17 protein-coding genes are annotated in these 19,063 nt (G+C 73.9%); 13 read left to right on the forward strand and 4 right to left on the reverse strand.

The window, feature by feature from the left end:
• The first annotated feature begins 21 nt into the window (after nt 1-21).
• Entirely contained in the window at nt 22-885 is an 864-nt protein-coding gene (locus HD593_RS21705; protein ID WP_185103960.1) for an alpha/beta fold hydrolase, read from the forward strand.
• Nucleotides 886-922: 37 nt separating this feature from the next.
• Here HD593_RS21705 and HD593_RS21710 read toward each other — a convergent pair whose 3' ends face one another.
• Genes HD593_RS21710 through HD593_RS21720 form a run of 3 tightly spaced genes read right to left on the reverse strand, consistent with a single transcriptional unit; the run spans nt 923 to nt 3,821 of the window.
• Nucleotides 923-1,681, reverse strand: a complete 759-nt coding sequence (locus HD593_RS21710) for an ABC transporter permease (RefSeq protein ID WP_185103961.1) — start codon at nt 1,679-1,681, stop codon at nt 923-925.
• A complete protein-coding gene (locus HD593_RS21715) occupies nt 1,678-2,607 on the reverse strand; it encodes an ATP-binding cassette domain-containing protein (protein WP_185103962.1) in 930 nt (309 codons plus the stop codon). The genes HD593_RS21710 and HD593_RS21715 overlap by 4 nt, the downstream gene beginning before the upstream one ends.
• Before the next feature lie 5 nt (nt 2,608-2,612).
• A complete protein-coding gene (locus HD593_RS21720) occupies nt 2,613-3,821 on the reverse strand; it encodes a cytochrome P450 (protein WP_185103963.1) in 1,209 nt (402 codons plus the stop codon).
• Nucleotides 3,822-3,968: 147 nt separating this feature from the next.
• Here HD593_RS21720 and HD593_RS21725 point away from each other — a divergent pair, with 147 nt between their 5' ends.
• The 9 genes from HD593_RS21725 (at nt 3,969) to HD593_RS21765 (ending at nt 16,443) form a co-directional block, all read left to right on the forward strand.
• Nucleotides 3,969-4,652 (forward strand): helix-turn-helix domain-containing protein, encoded by a 684-nt coding sequence (locus HD593_RS21725; RefSeq protein ID WP_185103964.1) that lies wholly within the window; start codon nt 3,969-3,971, stop codon nt 4,650-4,652.
• Nucleotides 4,653-4,818: 166 nt separating this feature from the next.
• The gene (locus HD593_RS21730; protein ID WP_221524875.1) at nt 4,819-6,789 is read left to right on the forward strand and encodes a hypothetical protein; all 1,971 of its coding nucleotides are present in this window, start codon (nt 4,819-4,821) and stop codon (nt 6,787-6,789) included.
• Complete coding sequence (locus tag HD593_RS21735) at nt 6,782-8,749, forward strand: TOMM precursor leader peptide-binding protein (RefSeq protein ID WP_185103966.1); 1,968 nt, start codon at nt 6,782-6,784, stop codon at nt 8,747-8,749. Before HD593_RS21730 ends, HD593_RS21735 begins: the two co-directional genes overlap by 8 nt.
• A gap of 35 nt (nt 8,750-8,784) precedes the next feature.
• Nucleotides 8,785-10,575, forward strand: a complete 1,791-nt coding sequence (locus HD593_RS21740; protein WP_185103967.1) for a nitroreductase family protein — start codon at nt 8,785-8,787, stop codon at nt 10,573-10,575.
• 44 nt (nt 10,576-10,619) lie between these two features.
• Nucleotides 10,620-10,799: a hypothetical protein gene (locus tag HD593_RS21745; protein ID WP_185103968.1), complete on the forward strand. Its 180-nt coding sequence runs from the start codon at nt 10,620-10,622 to the stop codon at nt 10,797-10,799.
• Between the two features lie 119 nt (nt 10,800-10,918).
• Complete coding sequence (locus HD593_RS21750; RefSeq protein ID WP_185103969.1) at nt 10,919-13,648, forward strand: lantibiotic dehydratase; 2,730 nt, start codon at nt 10,919-10,921, stop codon at nt 13,646-13,648.
• On the forward strand, nt 13,645-14,853 hold the full coding sequence (locus HD593_RS21755) for a lantibiotic dehydratase C-terminal domain-containing protein (RefSeq protein ID WP_185103970.1): 1,209 nt from the start codon (nt 13,645-13,647) through the stop codon (nt 14,851-14,853). Before HD593_RS21750 ends, HD593_RS21755 begins: the two co-directional genes overlap by 4 nt.
• Nucleotides 14,841-16,022 (forward strand): thiopeptide maturation pyridine synthase, encoded by a 1,182-nt coding sequence (locus HD593_RS21760; RefSeq protein WP_185103971.1) that lies wholly within the window; start codon nt 14,841-14,843, stop codon nt 16,020-16,022. Before HD593_RS21755 ends, HD593_RS21760 begins: the two co-directional genes overlap by 13 nt.
• Before the next feature lie 31 nt (nt 16,023-16,053).
• Nucleotides 16,054-16,443 carry a VOC family protein gene (locus HD593_RS21765; RefSeq protein ID WP_185103972.1) on the forward strand — a complete coding sequence of 130 codons (390 nt, stop codon included), beginning with the start codon at nt 16,054-16,056 and terminating at the stop codon, nt 16,441-16,443.
• A 90-nt stretch (nt 16,444-16,533) separates the two neighbouring features.
• Here HD593_RS21765 and HD593_RS21770 read toward each other — a convergent pair whose 3' ends face one another.
• Entirely contained in the window at nt 16,534-17,205 is a 672-nt protein-coding gene (locus HD593_RS21770; protein WP_185103973.1) for a GntR family transcriptional regulator, read from the reverse strand.
• 87 nt (nt 17,206-17,292) lie between these two features.
• Between HD593_RS21770 and HD593_RS21775 the strand changes: the two genes are divergently transcribed.
• The 3 genes from HD593_RS21775 to HD593_RS21785 are packed head-to-tail and all read left to right on the forward strand — an operon-like array spanning nt 17,293 to nt 19,037.
• Nucleotides 17,293-17,787, forward strand: coding sequence for a YbhB/YbcL family Raf kinase inhibitor-like protein (locus tag HD593_RS21775; protein WP_185103974.1), 495 nt, complete (start codon nt 17,293-17,295; stop codon nt 17,785-17,787).
• Between the two features lie 16 nt (nt 17,788-17,803).
• Complete coding sequence (locus tag HD593_RS21780; protein WP_185103975.1) at nt 17,804-18,220, forward strand: cupin; 417 nt, start codon at nt 17,804-17,806, stop codon at nt 18,218-18,220.
• Nucleotides 18,213-19,037: a TetR/AcrR family transcriptional regulator gene (locus HD593_RS21785; protein ID WP_185103976.1), complete on the forward strand. Its 825-nt coding sequence runs from the start codon at nt 18,213-18,215 to the stop codon at nt 19,035-19,037. The genes HD593_RS21780 and HD593_RS21785 overlap by 8 nt, the downstream gene beginning before the upstream one ends.
• Nucleotides 19,038-19,063 lie beyond the last annotated feature (26 nt).

Below are 19,063 nucleotides of genomic sequence, written 5' to 3' on the forward strand. Positions count from 1 at the left end.
TCACTCAAGGGGGTTAGAAGGATGGTGCACCACAGGTACGCGACGGTCGAGGGCCATCGGCTCTTCTACCGCGAGGCCGGCTCGGCCGGCATGCCGGCGATCGTGTTGCTGCACGGCTTCCCGACGAGCTCGTTCATGTTCCGCAACCTGATCCCCCGGCTGGAGGGCTATCGGGTCATCGCCCCCGATCACCTCGGGTTCGGGCTCTCCGACGCGCCGTCGGCCGACGAGTTCGGCTACAGCTTCGACGCGCTGGCGGATCTCACCGCCGGACTGCTCGATCAGCTGGGCGTGACCCGGTACGCGATCGTCGTCCAGGACTACGGCGCCCCGATCGGCTGGCGGCTGGCGATCCGCAACCCCGACGCGGTGGTCGCGGTGATCAGCCAGAACGGCAACGGCTACGACGAGGGCTTCGTCGCCGACAACTGGCAGGCCGTCTGGAACTACCAGCGCGAGCAGAGCCCGGAGAACGCGGCGGCACTGCGCGCGGCGCTCACGCTCGAGGGGATCCGGTTCCAGTACGTGACCGGCGTGGAGGACGAGAGCATCCTCAGCCCCGACACCTGGCACCTCGACCACGCCTTCGTGTCGCGGCCGGGCAACGCGGAGGTCCAGCTGAAGCTGTTCCTGGACTACGCCACGAACCCGCCGCTGTACCCGGCGCTGCACCAGTGGCTACGGAGCAGGCAGGTGCCGGTCCTGGCGACGTGGGGCAAGTACGACCCGTACTTCGGCCCGGACGGGGCCCGCGCCTTCGCCCGCGACACCGCGAACGCGGAGATCCACCTGTTCGAGGGCGGCCACTTCCTCCTGGAGAGCGCCGGCGACGAGGTCGCGGCGCTGATCCGCGAGTTCCTCGCCAAGCACCTGCCGACGGCCTGACCCAGGCCGCGACCCGGGCGTCATCCGATCCTGGACCTCACCGGTTGTAGAGCCTGCGTGCCCACAGGTACCCGCCCAGCGCGATGGCCGCGCTCCAGAGTGCCGCCGCCGCGAGGCCGGATCCCGCGGGCTGCCCGGCCAGCAGCGCGCGCAGGGTTTCGATGACCGGCGTGAACGGCTGGTGCTCGGCGAACCAGCGCAGCGGGCCCGGCATCGACTCCGTCGGGACCACGCCGCTGCCCAGGAACGGCAGCAGCATCAGCGGCATCGGCAGGTTGCTGGCCGTGGCCACGTTCCTGGTGACCATGCCCAGCGCGGCCGACAGCCAGGTGATGGCGAAGGTGAACATCGCGAGCACGCCGACCACCCCGAGCCAGTCCAGCGCGGAGGCGGCGGGGCGGAAGCCGATCAGCAGGGCCGTCAGCATCACCGCCGCGATCGCGATGAAGTTCTGGACGAGCGCGCCGAGCACGTGCCCGGTGAGGACGGAGACGCGGGCGATGGCCATCGTCTTGAACCTGGCGACGATGCCCTCGGTCATGTCCATGGCCACCGAGATCGCGGTCCCCTGCGCGGCGCTCGCGATCGTCATGATCAGGATGCCGGGGGTGACGTAACCGACGTAGGCGGCGCGGTCGCCGCCGATCCCGGCGCCCATGATGCCGCCGAGGACGTAGACGAACAGCAGCAGGAACACCACGGGCACGGCCACGAACGTGACGATCAGCGTGGGGTAGCGCCAGATGTGCCTGACCTGGCGCCGCAGCATGGTCGCCGAGTCGGTGATCGCTCTCATCGGGAGGACTCCTGGGTCAGGGCGAGGAAGACGTCGTCCAGGTCGGGGGTGTGCACCGACAGCTCGGCGACCTCGATGGCGTGCGTGTCCAGCCACTCCAGGAGCTTCCGCAGCGTCCTGACTCCGCCGGAGTCGGGGATCTGGACGGTGAGGGCCGCGTCGTCGCTGGAGGTGGCGCCGACGTGGCCGGCCGCCCTGCGGTACCCGTCGGGGTCGGCGAAGCGTACGACGAGGTGGCCGCCGGGGACCATGCGCTTGAGCTCCTCGGGGGTGCCCTCGGCCACCAACCGGCCCTGGCTGAGCAGCGCGATGCGGTCGGCGAGCTCGTCGGCCTCCTCCAGGTACTGGGTGGTCAGGAAGATGGTCACGCCCTCCTGCCGGACGAGGTCCCTGACGATCTGCCACATGGTGCGGCGGCTGCGCGGGTCCAGGCCCGTGGTCGGCTCGTCGAGGAAGATGAGCCTGGGCGTGCCGACCATGGTCATGGCGAGGTCGAGCCGGCGGCGCATGCCGCCCGAGTAGGTGGCCGCGGGCTTGCGCGCGGCGTCGGTGAGGCCGAAGCGCTCCAGCAGCTCGCGGGCGCGCGTGCGGCCCCGGGCCCGGCCGAGGTGGAGCAGGTCGGCCATGAGCCGCAGGTTCTCCTCGCCGGTCAGGAAGCTGTCGACCGCCGAGAACTGACCGGTGACGCCGATCGCGGCACGCACCTCGTCGGGCTCCCGGGCCAGATCGTGCCCGGCCACCCGGATCTCGCCCGCGTCGGCCTTGATCAGGGTGGACAGGATCTGCACCATGGTGGTCTTGCCCGCGCCGTTCGGGCCGAGCAGGGAGAAGACGGTGCCCTGCGGGATGGCGAGGTCGATGCCGTCCAGGACACGGTGCGCGCCGTAGGACTTGCGCAGCCCCGTCACCGAGACGAAGGTTCGCATGGTGCTCACCTCCGGTCCCAGGTGACGGGCAGGCTGTGCACGCCGTACACCTGCGAGGGGTCGGTGCGCAGCGACAGCTCTTCGGCAGGTACGGCGAGCCGCAGCGCCGGGAAGCGGGCGAGCAGCGCGGGAAGGGCGACACGCATCTCGATGCGGGCGAGCTGCTGGCCGAGGCACTGATGGACGCCGTGCCCGAAGGTCAGGTGCCCGGCGGCCGAGCGGCGCAGATCGAGCACGTCGGGGTCGGAGAACCTGGCGGGGTCCCGGTTGGCGGCGTTGATCGCGATGATGACCGTGTCGCCCGCCCTGAGCCGCCTGCCGCCGAGCTCCACGTCCTCCAGCACGCCGCGCATCCCGATGGCGGCGATGGACAGGTAGCGCAGCAGCTCCTCCACGGCGCCGGGGGCCAGGCCGGGGTCGCCGCGCAGGGCGGCGAGCTGGGCCGGGTTGCGCAGCAGGGCGAACGTGCCGAGCGCGAGCAGGTTGGCCGTGGTGTCGAGGCCGGCGCCGAGCAGGAACGCGGCCACGCCGCCGAGCTCCTCGCCGGTCAGGTCGCCGCCGGTGGCCAGGTCGCTGAGCAGGTCGTCGGCCGGCTCGGCCCGCTTGGCGAGCGCGAGCTCCCGCAGGTACGTGCCGAGCCGGGCGAAGGCGGCGTACTGCGCCTCAGGGGTCCCGGCGTCCGACAGGGCCCGGGCGGAGCTCTGGAACCGGTCGCGGTCCCCATACGGCACGCCGAGCAGCTCGCAGATCATCAGCGCCGGCACCGGCCGCGCGAAGACCTCGACGAGGTCGGCTGGCGGCCCCTGCCGCTCCATCGCGTCGAGCCGCTCACGGGTGATCTCGGTGACCCGCTCGGTGAGCAGGTTCATCCTGCGGACGGTGAACTTGCCCGCCAGCAGCCTGCGGAAGCGGGTGTGCTCGGGTGCGTCCATGCCGGTCAGGTCGCCGACGGGGGCGGGCGGCAGGTGGCCGCCCGCCAGGGGGTGGTAGTGCGTTTCGTAGCGGGAGCTGAAGCGCGGGTCGGCGAGGACCTGGCGGACCAGGTCGTATCCCGTGATCATCCAGACGCCGGGGGCGCCCTCGGGCGCGGCCAGCCGGGCGATCGGCTGCTCGGCGCGCAGGGCGGTGAGCGAAGGGGCGGGATCGAAGGGACAGGCGGGTGCGCGGTCGAGGGACGGGCTGACCGGCTCGTCGCGATAGTACGTGTTCGACATAATTGAAAGCTACGTTGCTTTCAGAAATTCCGTCAATCAATCGATATGCATTTCTGCAGCTCAATCAGAATATATTGATGCGTTGACAGTGAAGCTGAATGCAATGAAACGTTGCATTGTATGGCGTCGAACGCAATACTGGCCGTCATGCCAGAGGGAAGGTTGACCCGGCAGGACCGTCAGCGCATCGCGACCGGCCTCGCCGAGGGCCGCTCCTACGCCGAGATCGCCAGGCGGCTGGACCGGCCGACCTCGACGATCAGTCGCGAGATCGCCCGCAACGGCGGTCCCGGCGACTACCGGCCCGAGCGGGCGCACCAGGCGGCGGCGCGGCGGGCGCGGCGCGGCGCCCCGGCTCGTTCGCCCGGCACCGGCTCCCACGACCGCAAGGTCGTCGAGGTGGAAGAGGGCGCCATCGAGATGGCGATCGGGATGGGCCTGCCGAAGATGATGGCGCGCGTGCTCATCGGCCTGTGGCTGAGCGAGGACGGCAGGCTCACCGCGGCCGAGCTGTCACGCGGGCTGAACGTCAGTCCCGCCTCGATCTCCACGGCCGTGGGCTACCTGACCCAGCAGGGCCTGATCAGGCGCGAACGCGATCCGCAGCGGCGGCGCGACATCTACGTGGTCGACGACGACGCCTGGTACCGCTCGACGGTGATCAGCTCGCGGCAGACGCTGGCGGCGGCGGAGGTCGCGAAGGCGGCGGGGGAGACGCTGGGGCTCGACACGCCCGTGGGGCGCCGCCTGGCCAGGGGTGGTGCGTTCCTGGAGCGGATCAGCCTGGACGCTCTGGCGTCGGCCGAACGCTGGCGCGACCTCTCGGTGTGATCCTGGATGCCATTCATTGGGAAAGTGACATTCCGTAATGCAATGTGGAATTTCGTGATTATAACTGTCAATGAATGCACATAAAAGGGGTGATTTGGGGTTTACATAAACGCGTTCCGTTCGTAACATCCCACTCATGGGAGCGCTCCCAAAAGCCGATCCGGCGATGAGACCGCAGCTACGGGATGACGTACGGTTCGTCGAGAGCCCCGACGGCGCCTACGTCCACAGCGACTACGGTGCGTGCACACTGCGCGGGCGGCAGGCGTACGCCTGGCTCGCCAGGCTGGCGCCCGTGTTGACCGGCCGCCACACGCTGGCCGAGCTCACCGAGCACCTTTCCGGTGACCGCCGGGCCATGGTGGAGCAGCTGGTGGGGCGGCTCGCCGAGCAGCGGTTCGTGGTGGACGCGCGGCAGGCGCGGGCACACGGGCTGAGCGGTGAGGAGCTGCGGGCGTACGCGGAGGAGATCGCCTTCATCGGGTACGCGCTGGGCTCGCCGGAGTCGCGCTTCGAACGCATCCGCCGCGCCCACCTGGTGCTGACCGGCTCGGGGCCGCTGCTGGAGGCACTGGCAGAGGCGTGTGCCGGCGCGGGATGGCGGCGGGTCACGGTGATCTCCCCCGAGCCCGGGCGGGCCGTCCAGGCCGCCGAAACCGCCCGCCGCGACCCCGCCCAGGAGTTCCACCCGCTCTCCTCCTCCACCGGCGTCGCGGACGCGCTCGGGGACGCCGACGTCGTGCTCCAGGTCGGTACGGACCTCGATGACCTGGTGGCGACGGCCCGCGCCTGCGAGGCGGCCGGGGTCGTGCTGGGGCAGGCGCTGGCCGGGCCGGCGGAGGTCTGGCTCAGCCGGGTGGGACGGCCCTCGCGGACGGCGGGGGAGTCGGGCTGGCATCGCCTGGCCGGGCTGCCCAGCGCGGCTCCGGTCGCTCCGGACGAGGACCTGCTGTCCGGGCCGGTGCCCACGGTGGTCGCCGCCGTGCTGGCGCTCGCCTGTTTCTCCCACGTGACCGGGCTCGACACGACGTCGGAACGTACGCTCACCCGGATCGACCTGCGCACTCTCGACACGCTCCCGCACCGGTTCCTGCCCCATCCGCGCGCGGGCGGCGGCAGACCCGGGGCGGTCGAGGAGCTGACGAAGGCGCTGGCGGCGGCCGGGCCGGTCACCGCCTCCCTTGACGCGGACGGGCTGCTCGCTCGCACCGCCGACCTGGTCGACCCCCGGACGGGCGTGCTGGGCATGCTGGACGAGCAGGCGCTGGTGCAGTCGCCGCTGGCGGTGTGCCAGGCGGTCGTCTCCGACCCGTTCGGCGCGCTGCCCGGCTGGGCGCCGGGACCGCGGGCGTTCGGCTGGGGTCCCGATCAGCGGACGGCCCGGCTGCGCTGCCTGCTCGCCGCCCTCGCCACGTACGGCCTGCTCGCTCTCGGCACCCAGGACGGGCCGGCCTGGGGCGTGGAGCTGCCGGACGGGCGCCCCCGCCCCATACCCGAGCCCGGCCTCCAGCTCACCGGCGCCGGCACGCTGCGCCCGCCGAGCGGCACCGGCACTCGCACACTGCAGCCGCCGAACGGCGCGGCCACCGGCGCGATGGAGCCGCCGATGGGCATCGGTGCCGGTTCGAGCTGGGCCGAGGCGCTGGCTGCCGGGTTGCGGGCGCACTGCGAGCACCTGCTGGCCGCCCGCCTGCCAGCCGCCGACGACACCGTTGCGGGCACACCGGTAGAGCCCGGGGGAGACCCGGCCGCGGAGGCGCTGCTGCGACAGCTCGTCCTGGCCGGCGAAACCCCGCACCTCCGCGACCACACCACGTCCTTCGGAGCCCCCGCCATCGCCCTGACCACCCCCGCCCTGGGAACGGTCGTGTCGGTGTCCGGCACCGTCGCCGACGCCCTGCGCGACGGCCTCGAACGGCTGCTGCTCCGCTGGCAGTCCCGAACCGCCCGGCAGCCCGCGTACGCCACCGCCCACCCCCTCTGGCCACCGGACGGCGACCCGGCCGAGGCCGTGCGGACGATGGCGGGCGCGCTGCGCCGCGCGGGCAAGGTGCCGGTTGCGGTGCCGCTCGACGGCGACCCAGAGGCGGCCAGGCTGCTGCCGTTCGTCACCCGAGTCGTCCTGCTCGATGACTGAGGCCACCATCACCCCGGCCCCGTCCGCCGCGGACCTCGACCGGGTGACCGTCCTCGGTGAGGGCCGCCTGCACGCGGCGATCAGCGCGGCACTCGCCTCCACCACCGGACACGGAGGCGGCGCGATCGTCGTCGCGAGCGACGCCGACGACGTGCGGCCGTACCCCGGGGTGGCGCGGCGGGCGGCCGGGCGGGGCGTGCCGTGGCTGCCGGTGCGGGTCGAGGCCGGGTGGGCGCTGGTGGGTCCCGCCGTCCGCCCGTCCCGTCCCGGCTGCCCGACGTGCGTGGCGCGCCGGCGCGCGGGCAACCGCCCGGACGCGCAGGCCCGTGACGCGCTGCGCGCGAAGTGGGCCGGGGACCTCGACTCGCGGCCGACCATCCTGCTCACCCCGCTCGTCTCGCGTACGGTCGCCGCGCTGGTCGCCGACGAGGTGCACCGGCTGCGGCACGACCCCGGCTCCGCCAGGACCGCCGGCGCGCTGCTGAAGATCCGCCTGCCCACCGCCGCGGTACGCCGCCACGCGTTCCTGCCCGACCCGCTCTGCCCCGACTGCGGCACCCGCCAGGACGACGGCCCGCACGCAGGCCGGTACGTCCCGCGCCCGGCGCCCAAACCGGACCCCTGGACGTTCCGGGTCGGCACGATCACCGGCCGGGAGGTGGAGCTGGAGCAGCGGTTCGTGGACGCGGAGACCGGCATCGTGCAGGCCCTGGTCGCGCAGGAGCGCGGCGGCGGCCCGATGGCGGTCGCCCGGCTCAGCCCCGCCCGCACCGAACACGAGAGCCACCACGGCTACGGCCGCAGCGACGACTTCGCCTCGGCCCGCGCCACCGCCGTCGCCGAGGCCCTGGAGCGCATCGCCGGCATCCACCCGCGCGGCCGCCGGACCACCGTCCGCGCCGCGTACGCGGACATCGCCGACCACGCCCTCGACCCGCGCACGCTGGGCCTCTACCCCGACGACTGGTACGACCAGCCCGGCTTCCTGTTCACCCGCTTCGCCCCGGAACGCCCCACGACGTGGGTGTGGGCGTACTCGTTCGGCCGCGACGCCCCCGTGCTGGTGCCGGAGAGCTACGCCTTCTTCGGCCCCCGCCCCCGGGACGACCTCGGCTTCGCCTACGAGTGCTCCAACGGCTGCGCCCTGGGCGGCCACCCGGCGGAGGCGATCCTGTACGGCCTGCTGGAGGTGGCCGAGCGGGACGCGGCCCTGGCCACCTGGTACGCCCGCCTGCCCGTCCCGCGCGTGGACCTCGGCTCGGCGGCCGACCGCCGCATCCCGATGCTCGCCCAGCGGGTGCGCGACCGGCTCGGCTACGACGTGCACGCGTTCGCCGCGCTGCTGGAGCAGCGGGTGCCGGTGTTCTGGGTGATGGCCGTCGACGCCCTGGACCGGCCGGACCGGCCGCGCGCGCTGTGCGGCTCCGCCTCGCACCTCGATCCGGAACGCGCGCTGCGCCGGGCCCTGGAGGACCTCGGCCCCATGCTGGCCAGCCACCTCGAACGTTACGACCCGGCGTTCTCGGCCCGGCTCGTGGCGGACTCCGACCAGGTACGGCTGCTGGAGCACCATCCCCTGACCTACGCCCACCCGGACGCGTTCGGCAGGCTGGGCTTCCTGCCGCTGGAGGGGCCCGCGCTGACCCTGCCCGAGGTGGCGGCCCGGGCGGCGTGGCCGCAGCACGACGACCTCCGGGCGGACGTGGCCGAGCTGGCGGGCCGCTACCTGGCCGGCGGGCTCGACGTCATCGCCGTCGACATCACCTCGCCCGAGGCTCGGGCGTGCGGCATGCACGCCGCGAAGGTCATCGTGCCGGGGACGGTGTCCATGACGTTCGGCCACCGCTACCGGCGCGTGCACGGCCTGCCCCGGCTGCCGGGCCTGCCCAGGGTCCTCGGCCACCGCGACCGCGACCTGCGGTCCGAGGAGCTGAACCCGTACCCGCACCCGTTCCCCTGACCGGTCCCCGCCGAAGGAAGGAGGCAGACCCCGGCATGCACACGACCCCGGCGACGAGCGCGCCCGGCCCGGCCACCAGCACACTCGGCACGGCCACGAGCGCTCCCGGCACGGCGACGAGCCGCTACCTGGCCGCCATGCGGGACCGCGGCCCGCTGTCCATCGACTGGGCGGCGGCGCCGACCCGGCACAAGCGCTACCCCGGCGCCGGACGCGTGCGGCTGCCCTGGACCGCCGACCGGCACCACCCCCTCGGCCTGCTCGGCGAGCTGCTGCGGGATCTGCTCGGCATGACCAGGATCGTGTGGTCCCACCACCTCGACGACGGCGGCGAGCCTTCCGGGCGCCCTCCCATGCTGCTCACCGGCCGTCCCGCACCGTCGGGCGGCGGGCTCTACCCGATCGAGGCGTACGTGGCCGCCGGCGACGTGCTCTCGCCCGGCGACGCCGCGCTCCTCCCCGAAGGCGAGTCGCTCTCGCCCATCGGCGAGCCGCACCTGCCCGCCGGCCTGTACCACTACGATCCGGTGCACCACGTGCTGGAACGCCTCCGTGACGGCGACCACGTCCCGGCCCTGACAGGACTGCTCGCGGACAGCTCCCCGGCGGACCTGGTGATCGTCCTGCCCGCGGTGTTCTGGCGGTCGATGTTCAAGTACGGCGACTTCGGCTACCGCCTGATCTGCCAGGAGACCGGCGTGCTCATCGCCCAGGCGCTGGCCGTGGGCGGGCGGCTGGGCCTGGCCACCCGGGCCCACCTGCGGTTCCCGGACGGCGAGATGGACCGGCTGCTCGGCCTCGACGGCACCCGCGAGGCCACGCTCGCCGTGCTCACCTTCACCCTGCCACCCACCACGGCGCCGACGCTGTCTCGTTCCGGCGAGTCACGGTCGCAGCCCGCCTTTCCCTCCGGCGAGTCACGGTCGCAACCCACCTTCCCCTCCGGTGCTCCGCCGACGCGGCCCGCCGCGTTGCCGGCGCCGTCCCTGGCGGAGCGGTTGATGTCGCGGCCGGTGGCGGGGGAGAGCAGGCCGCTGCCCAGACCCATGCCGGACGGCCCCGCCGCCGTCCTGCACCGGGCCTCCACACGGGCAGAGCCCGGCGCGGGCGGCAGCGGCTCCCCGGACCGCGCGTTCCGGCCGCGGCCGCCCGTACGAGCGGGCCGGACCCTCCCGGCCCCCGAACCCGCGACCGGCCACCACCCGGCGGAGGCGGTGGCGCGCCGCGCGTCCCCGCTGGCCGGCTACCGCCCGGTGCCGCTCCCCGCAGGGGCGCTCGGCGCGGTGCTGGTGGCGGCGGGCGGCGGTTACCCGGCCGACCTGCCCAGCGCCGCGACGGGACCCGCCGCGACCGCGCTGTGCCTGCTGTCCCTGCGGGTGGCGGGCCTGCCGAACGGCGCCTACTGGTACGACCCCGCCCTGCACACCCTCCACGAGCTGCCCGGCACCGCCCACGTGGAGGCCGGCCCCCTGCTGGCCAACACGCGGGTGGCGCTGCGTGGCGCAGCCGCCGTGCTGATCCCCGTGGGCGACCCGGTCGCGGGCGCGGGAACGTTCGGCGACCGCTGGTACCGCATGCAGCAGATGGAGGCGGGCCTGATCGCCCAGCGGGCCACGCTGGCCGCCACCGCGCTGGGCCTGGCCGCGCGCATCCACTCCGACGGCGCCAACGAGACCACCGACGAGGCACTCGGCCTCGCCGGAACCCCGCTGCGGAGCCTGTCCTTCCTGGCGATGGGCACCCCACCGACCGGCGGGCCCCTGGTGACCCGCCCCATCCCGGCCCTGGTGAACGAGGAGGTGATGCCACCCCGGCAAGAGAGGTAACCCGTTCGACCTTTTCGTACCGAACACTGCAGAAGGAGATGCACATGTCCAGTGAGAACCTGAAGCTCGACCTCCGCGGCCTGGAGGTCGACTCGATCGACGTCGTGTCGGCCGACTCCATCGTGGCGGAGGGCCACGGCACCATCGAGACCGGTGCCTCGTCCTCCCCCGGCTACTGCTCGTCGTACCTGACGGCCATGAGCTGCTGGGCTCCGGAGCTGTAGAGCCGGCGTCGGCCCTCCGGTGAGCCGCACGCGGCCACCGGGATGACGAGCAGGGTCGAGGGCGCCCGTGCAGTGGGCGCCCTCGACCCCCTGACGAACCCTTCGAGGAGCGCGTTCCATTGACCCAGGTAACGCACGCCGTCCCCGTCGCGGGGGACGGCGACTCTGCAAGGCTCGCTGATCCCGATTATGCACTCTCGCCCCTTCTCGCCGTCCGCGTCGCGGGGCTGCCGGTGGCCGGTCTGGACCGGATGCGCTGCACCCGTACGTGGCGGCTGGTGGACGAGCTGGCGGACGTCTCCGCCCGGCTGCGGCGGGAGGGTGCCGGGCTGTCCGATCAGCTGCACGAGGTGATAGGCGGCGTGGCGGCGGGCCCGCTCAAGGCGGGGCTGGTGGCGTTGCGGCGCGCGGTGTTCGCGGGACGCCGCCCGAGCGGCCGGGCCGCGTCCGCCGAGGTGCTGGCGGACCTGCCCGCGGGCCTGGCCGCCAGGCTCGAGGCGTGGACCGCGCTGCGGCGCCGCGCGGAGGGACTGCGTGCCGAGCTGCCCGCCGTGCTGGCGGCGGAGTCGAGGGAGAAGACGGCGGTGCTGCGGGAGGCGGTGTCCGACGCCGGGTTCCGCCACGGCCTCGCCCAGGGCAGCGCGGTGCTGGCCGGCAGGCTCGAAGCCTGGCTCGCCGGCCCCGCCGACCGCCCGCCCGAACGGCAGGAGCTGCTGCGGCTGGCCCGCTACCTGGCCAGGGCGAGCGTCAAGACCAGCCCGTACGCCACGTTCACGCTCAGCGGCCTGGGCCGGTGGGAGCCGGACGGGCCGGCGGTGCGGACCGGGGGCGAGCCGTCCTGGCAGGTCATGGCGGAGCTCGACCGGGCGGTCCTGCGCCCGCTGTGGGCGGTGCTCACCCGGCACCGGTGCGTACGGGAGCGGGCCCGGCTGCGCGTCAACCCGTCGGCCTCCGACGACGGGAACCGGATCTGGTTCCTCAGCCCCGGGCACGGCGAGCCGCTGTCCAGCGTGCCCGCGAGCCCCGAGGTCCGGCAGGCCCTCGACTGGGTGCGCGAACGGCACACCGCCACCGTCGCCTCGGCCCCCGGGATCGAGCCGCTGGCGGAGGCTGGGCTGCTGGAGTACGTCCCGCCGTACGACGAGCAGGGGGCCGACCCGGTGGGGGAGCTGGCGTCGTGGCTCGCGCCCGACAGTCCCGCCCCGTACGCGCAGGCCATCGCCCGGGTCGCCGACGCCCTGCGTGACCACGGAAAGGCGGCCACTGACGTGCGCGCGGCACCGCATGACAGCGACAAGGCAGCCACTGACGTGCGGGCGGTGCTGCGTGACGGCGACGAGGTGGCCGGGGTCGTGCGGTCGGCGTTGCGGGAGGTGTTGCCGCCCGGGCCGTCCCTGCCGGACAAGAACCTGCTGTGGCACAGCGCCGTCATGCCCGGCGTCGCGGGACGGCTGAACGCGTCGGCCTGGCGCGGGGTCTGTGACGACCTCGACGCACTGCGCGGGCTGCTCGGCCTGTTCGACCCGGACCTGCCCGTCAAGATCGCCGCCACCGCGTTCTTCCTGGACCGGTACGGCCCCGGCGGCCGGATCCCCGCCGTGGAGCTCTACCGCGAGATCCACCGCGAGGCACCGGGCGCGGGCGGGGCGCTGCTGCGCGCCATGCTGCGTGACCCGGTCGCGGGCACCCGCGCCCTGCCGGACGCCGACCCACCACCCGGCCTCACCCGCCTCACCGAACTGCGTCGAGGCTTCTGGGAACGACTCGGCGCCGGCCCCGACACCCGGCCCACCGGCCCCGGCACTCACAGCGCGGGCTCCAGCATAGACAGCGCGGGCCCCGGAGCCCTGGAGCCGGTGGATCTCACGGCGGCCCGCCTGAAGGCGCTGGCGCAGGAGTGGCCGAGCTTCGTCCGGCCGCCGGGGTCGATCTGCTGCTACCTCCAGGCTGTACCGGGCCCCGGCGGCGGCGTGCGCGCGGTCGTCAACTCGATCTCCGCCGGGTACGGGCGCGGCCTGTCGCGGCTGCACCGCCTGGTCACCCTGGCCGGCGGCGACGTGCCGTCCGCCGCCGGCCTGCGGGCCGCGCAGGGCGAGGTCATGGTGGCCGAGTGCCGCGGCCTCGTCGGCGGCGGCCTGAACGTCCGCCCCGCCACCGCCGACCTCGCCCTCGACCACCCCTTCACCGCCCCCGACTCGAACCTCCCCACCGTCGCCCCGGCTGACCTCACCGTCGGTTACGACCCTGGCTACGACCGGCTGGCCCTGTACGACCGCGCGGGACGCCAGGTCAGGCCGGTCCACCTGGGCATGACGGCCCAGTACTGGCTGCCGCCCTGGTTGCAGTTCCTGGTGCGGGCGTTCGGCGAGCCGTCCACGGCGATGGTGCCCGGCTGGGTGTTCCGCACCCGGAGCGAGCCGCCGGCCGAGGGGGTGGTGGAGCGCTGGCCGCGGATGGACGTCGGACGTGTCACGGTCGCTCGGGCGGTCTGGCGGCTGCGGGCGGGCGCGTTCCCGGTGCCGGCCAAGGGCGAGAGCGAGGCGGCCTACCTGCCCAGGCTGGCCGGATGGCTGGCGCTGCACGGGGTGCCCCGCCGGTTCTTCGCCCGGGTGGTGGACGTAGGGGACGGCCTGCTGGCCGGGCTGCTGAGCAAGGACCGCAAGCCCATGTACGTGGACGTCACCGACCTGCTCCTGCTGACCGGCTTCGTCCGCACCCTGCGCGACCCCGGCGCCCTGCTGGTCCTCGAAGAGACCCTGCCCGACCCCTCCCAGGCACCCAGGTACGGCGCGGACGCCCGCGTCACCGAGTACGTCGTCCAGCTCTCCGCCAAGCCGGGCCACCCATGACGGCGCCGCACACGAACACGACCACCACCGCAGAGCCTCGCCTCCCTGACGCCGGCGCCGTTCCGAGCACCGCAGAACCGCGCCCGCCCGGCGTCGGCGCTGTTCCGGGAGATACCGAGGCCCAGCTTTCCGCCGCTACCCGGAGCGACGAAGCCGAGGAGCGGTGGATCAGCGCACACCTGTTCCACTTCGGCGACCTCGACCCCCTGATCACCGCCGTGGTCGACCCGGTGACCCGGGAGCTGACGGCGGACGGCACCGCACGCACCGCCTTCTTCCTGCGCTACTGGGAGGGCGGCCAGCACGTACGGCTCCGGCTGGAGGTGCCGGACCCGGCCCGGCAGCCACACGTCCGCGCCCTGATCCGCGAGCGGGCGGCGGCCCACTTCGCCGAGCACCCCTCCCCGCCGGTCGACCCGGCCGCCTACCGCACCTTCGCCGCCACCATGGCCCGCGGCGAGCGGCGTACGAACTACGACGACCGGCTCCACCCACCCGGCTCGGTGGCGTTCATCGGCTACCGCCCCGAGCACGAGGCGTACGGCGACGCCGCCTGCGTGGCCGCCGCCGAACGGCACTTCGCGGTGTCGAGCCGCCTCGCCCTGGACGTGCTGCGCGCCGGGACCGAGCCGGCCCGCCGCACGGCGATCGGCCTGGCCGCGCTCACGATCGCGATCGCCGCGTGCGAGCCGGACCAGCAAGCCGCCGCCCACCGCCTCGCCTCAGCCATCCGCGAGCCGAGCGCCCCACCATTTCCCGGGACGAGCACACCACCATCTCCGGGGACGTCCTTCACGATCGCTTCCGGACCGGCGTCTCCAGGGGCGGCCACCTGGACGCGCACCGCCATGGAGGAAGACTGGCGGCGCCACGAAACCGCCCTCCTCGCCCAGACCCGCACCCTCTGGGACCCTCCAAGCACCGGCCTGCTCGCCACCTGGGCCTCCTCGATCCACACCCTGCGAGCCGACCTGGACGCCCTGCACGCCGAGGGCCGCTGCACCCCCGCCGACTCGGGCTCCCCGCACGCGTTCCTCGCCCGGGCCGCACCACCCGAGCACCGCACGGTCTCCCTGATCGTGATGCGCTGCGTCCACCTGTTCCACAACCGGCTGGGGCTGCGTGCCGGAGCCGAGCAGCAGATGTCGTTCCTGGCGGCCCGCGCCGTCGCCGGCCTCGCCGACCCCCGGAGGTGGTCCCCCTGACCCGCTCGCCCGCATCCGACACCCCCGCCTGGCACTGCGTGCACGTCTACTACCACGCTCCCGACAAGGACGGCCTGCTGCTGGACGCCGTCCGCCCGCTGCTCGACGGGCTGCGCGGCCAGGTGGCGGCGGCGTACGTGCTGCGTCACTGGCGGCAGGGCCCGCACCTGCGGATCAACGTCAAGGCGTCCCCGACCGTCTGGGAGCGGGTCGTGCGCCCGCGCGTGGCCGAGATCGTCGGCGCCTACCTGCGCGAACACCCTTCGACGGCCGCGCTCGACCCGGCCGCCGGCCTGGACAGGCACCGCCTGCTCGCCATGCGGGAGCAGGAACGCGGCCCGCTCACGCCGTGGCCGCCGGACAACTCCATCCAGGACGCCCCGTACGACTCGCGCCGGCACGTGCTCGGCAGCGACGAGGAGGCCGACCTGCTCGCCGCGTTCTACACGGATGCGACCCCGCTGCTGTTCGGCATGCTGGAGCACGTGCGCGCCGGCCGCGACGGCAGGCTCGGGGTGGCGCTGAGCCTCATGCTGACGATCGCGCACACCTCGCAGCGCATCGACCGCAGCTACCTGTCGTTCCGGATGCACGCGGAGGGCTACCTCACCTGGGCGGCCGACCCGGAGCAGGCCCGCGCGTCCTTCGAACGCGCGTTCCGCGAGCGGCGCGCGGCCCTGACGGAACGCGTGCGGGACGTCGTCGCCTGCCTGGACGACGTCACCGCCCCGCCCGTGCCGTTCGTCCGGGAGTGGGCGGCGCTGCTGGAGAGGTACCGGCCGCGGGTGGCGGAGATGATGGACGACGGCCGGCTGGTCCAGCCGACGGTCGAGCCGGGGGAGGCCTTCCTGGCCAGGCCAGGCGACCCGCCCGCGCCGCACCGCGAGCCCAGCGAGCTGCAGCGCCTGGTCTTCGACAACCCCGCCTACCACGCTGCGATCTTCGCCGACCCGGCCTTCCGGCGTTACCGCGTGCTGCTCAACTACACGTACCTGCACCTGACGCGGCTCGGCCTGACCCCGCTCGACCGGTTCAGGACATGCCACCTGCTGGCCGACGCCGTGGAGGACGTCTACGGCCTGTCAGGGCTGGACGCCCTGCGCCGCTTCACCGCACCACGACCGATCAGGATCGAAGAAGCGGACCGCAGCACCCAGCCCCTAGCGTGATGCCCGAAACCGGCAGCGACGGGAGGGCAGTATGTCATTGCGAGCGAGCGTGATCATGCTCGGCGTCCAGGACGTGAACCGCGCCAAGAAGTTCTACGTCGAAGGCATGGGCGGCGAGATCGAACAGGACTACCCCGGCTTCGTCAGGTGCAGCCTGGGCGAGGGCTCCTCGAAGCTGGCGCTCTACGAATGGGAGGCCGCCGCGCAGGACGCCGGCGTCCCCGCCGAGGGCTCAGGGTTCCGCGGCGTCTCCTTCCACTTCGTCACCGACTCCAGGGACACGGTGGACGAGGTCATGCGGACCGCGGTGGCCGCCGGCGCGACCGTCGTCAAGGAGGCGGAGGCAGCGGACTGGGGCGGCTACTCCGCCTGGTTCGGCGACCCGGACGGCTACCTGTGGAAGGTGACGACCGCCTCCTGACAGGACCCACCCCCTGACCGCCACCGCCTCCTGACCGCGACCGCCTCCTGACCGCGGCCGCCCCCTGACCGCGGCCGCCTTCTGGTCAGGTCAGGAGCAGGAGATCAGGCCCGCGGCGGTCAGGGTCAGGTGCTCGGTCAGCACCCCGGCGGCGGTGTCGGCGTCGCGGGCCAGCGCCGCCTCCTCCAGGCGGCGGTGCTCCGCGACGCCGTCGCGGCCCGGCGTGCGCTGGGCGGACCAGCGGCGGGCCAGCTCGCTGCTGGTCCACAGCCGGTCGAACGTGTCCATGAGCACGGGGTTGCCGCACCCGTCCAGCAGCGTCCGGTGGAAGACCCGGTGGGCCTCCGACCAGGCGCTGCTGTAGTACTCGCCTTCCTCCGGCACGTACACGGGGGTGCGGGTCAGCCGGTGGTGGGCCGCGCGCACCCGTGACTCCCAGTCGAGGTCGCCGCGCTCGATCGCCAGGCGCAGCATGACCGGCTCGATCGTACGCCGGGCCTCGGCGATCTCCTGCCAGCGCCGGTCCGAGAAGTCGGGCACCGCGAAGCCGCGGTTCGGCAGCCGCACCGCGATGCCCTCGCCGACCAGCCGGACCAGGGCCTCGCGCACGACGGCCAGGCTGACCTCGTGCCGCTGGGCCAGCTCCTGCGGCTTGAGCGCCTCGCCGGGGGCGTACTCGCCTCTCATGATCGCCTCCTGGAGCCGGGCGTGAACCCGCTCGGAGAGCATCTGCTTCGTCGGTGCGCCGGCCGTCTGCGTCATTCCCACAGCATAGACCATTCGCAAGATAATCGATTATTCGTGTTATGGTCGATGATGTCTCAACGTCCCATCACGAGGAACCACGCGATGAACAACCCCTTCGCCCGCCTGCCCGAGGTGCCCTCCTTCACCGTCACCAGTGCCACGCTGACCGGCGGGCAGCTGTCCGGCGCGAACGTCTCCCCGCAGCTGTCGTGGAGCGGCGCCCCCGAGGGCACGAAGAGCTACGCCGTGACGGTGTACGACCCGGACGCGCCGACCGGCTCCGGGTTCTGGCACTGGGCCGTGGCCGACATCCCCGCCACCGTCACCGACCTGCCCGAGGGCGCGGGCGACGACACCGGCTCCGGCCTCCCCGAAGGGGCCTACCAGTTGCCCAACGATGCCCGCGTGCCCCACTACCTCGGCGCCGCCCCGCCGGCGGGCCACGGGCCGCACCGCTACTTCATCGTGGTGCACGCCCTCGACGTCGAGACCATCGGCGTTCCGGCCGAGGCCACCCCCGCCTACCTCGGCTTCACCATGGCCGGCCACCTTCTCGGCCGCGCGGTCCTGACCGCCACCGCCGAGACCCCCGCCTGAACCCCCGGGTACGCGGATGACCCTGACCCCGATCGAGCTGTTCGCCTCCGCCATCCACCTCCGCCCGGGCGGCAGGATCCACGCCGGGCCCGGTCCGGTGGACTCCGGCGGCGACGGCTGGCGCCTGAAGGCGTTCCACGCCAAGACCGGCGACGACGTGCGCGCCGACCACTGGCAGGTCAACCCGGACGCGGAGGAGATCGTGTCCTGCGTCATCGGCAAGATCCGCCTCTACCTCCGTCCGGAAGAGCCGGGCCGGCGGGAGGAGGAGATCAGGCTGACGGCGGGGACGGCCGCGATCGTCCCGCGCGGCCGATGGCACCGGATCCAGCTCGACATCCCCAGCACCGTCATGACCATCACCCCACCCGGCGGCGCCCGCCTGGAGAAACGCGCCGGACCGGACCCTCGATATGATCGCCTCCATGCCTAGGAGCACACGGCGGGAAACCCCCTCAGGCCCCGTGCCCGAGGGGGTTTCCGGCGGGCGGGAGGGGATTTCTGGCGCGCCGGAGGGGGCTTCCGGCGGGCGGGTGGGGACTTCTGGCGCGCGGGAGGGGATTTCCGGCGGGCGGGAGCCGACCCGGCGGCGGGTGATCGAGGCCGCGGCCGGCCTCCTGGCGCGCGAGGGGCGCGAGGCGGTCACCACCCGCGCGGTCGCGGCGGCGGCCGGGGTGCAGCCGCCCGCGATCTACCGCCACTTCGACGACATGGACGGCCTGCTCGATGCCGTGGCCGAGCACGGTTACGCCAGGTTCCTCGAGGCCAAGCAGGCATCCCCCGCCCCTGACGACCCGGTCGAGGACCTGCGGGCGGGCTGGGACCTCGCCGTGGAGTTCGGGCTCGCCAACCCGGCGCTCTACGCGATGATGTACGGCGAGCCCCGGCGCGGCACGGATTCGGCCGCGTTCAGGACCGGCATGGAGATCCTCCTGGGGCGCATCCGCCGCCTGGCCGCGGTCGGCAGGCTGCGCGTGGCGGAACCGCTCGCCGCCGCCCTCGTCCACGCCACGGCCCGCGGCGCCGTGCTCACCTGGCTGTCGCTCCCGGAGGACGGGCGCGACCCGGCCCTGCTGACCGCGATGCGCGAGGCCATGGTCACCGCCGTCACCACGGAGAGCCCGGCCGTCCAGGACCCGGGCCCGGCCGGCGCCGCCCGCGCACTGCGCGCCGTGCTGCCCCAGCAGACCGCGCTCAGCGAGGCCGAGCAGCACCTCCTCGGCGAGTGGCTCGACCGCCTGTCCCGCTGACCCCCGCCAACACCCCTCCCGCCAGT

Origin of the sequence: Nonomuraea rubra (genome assembly GCF_014207985.1) — a bacterium.
GTDB lineage: Bacteria > Actinomycetota > Actinomycetes > Streptosporangiales > Streptosporangiaceae > Nonomuraea > Nonomuraea rubra.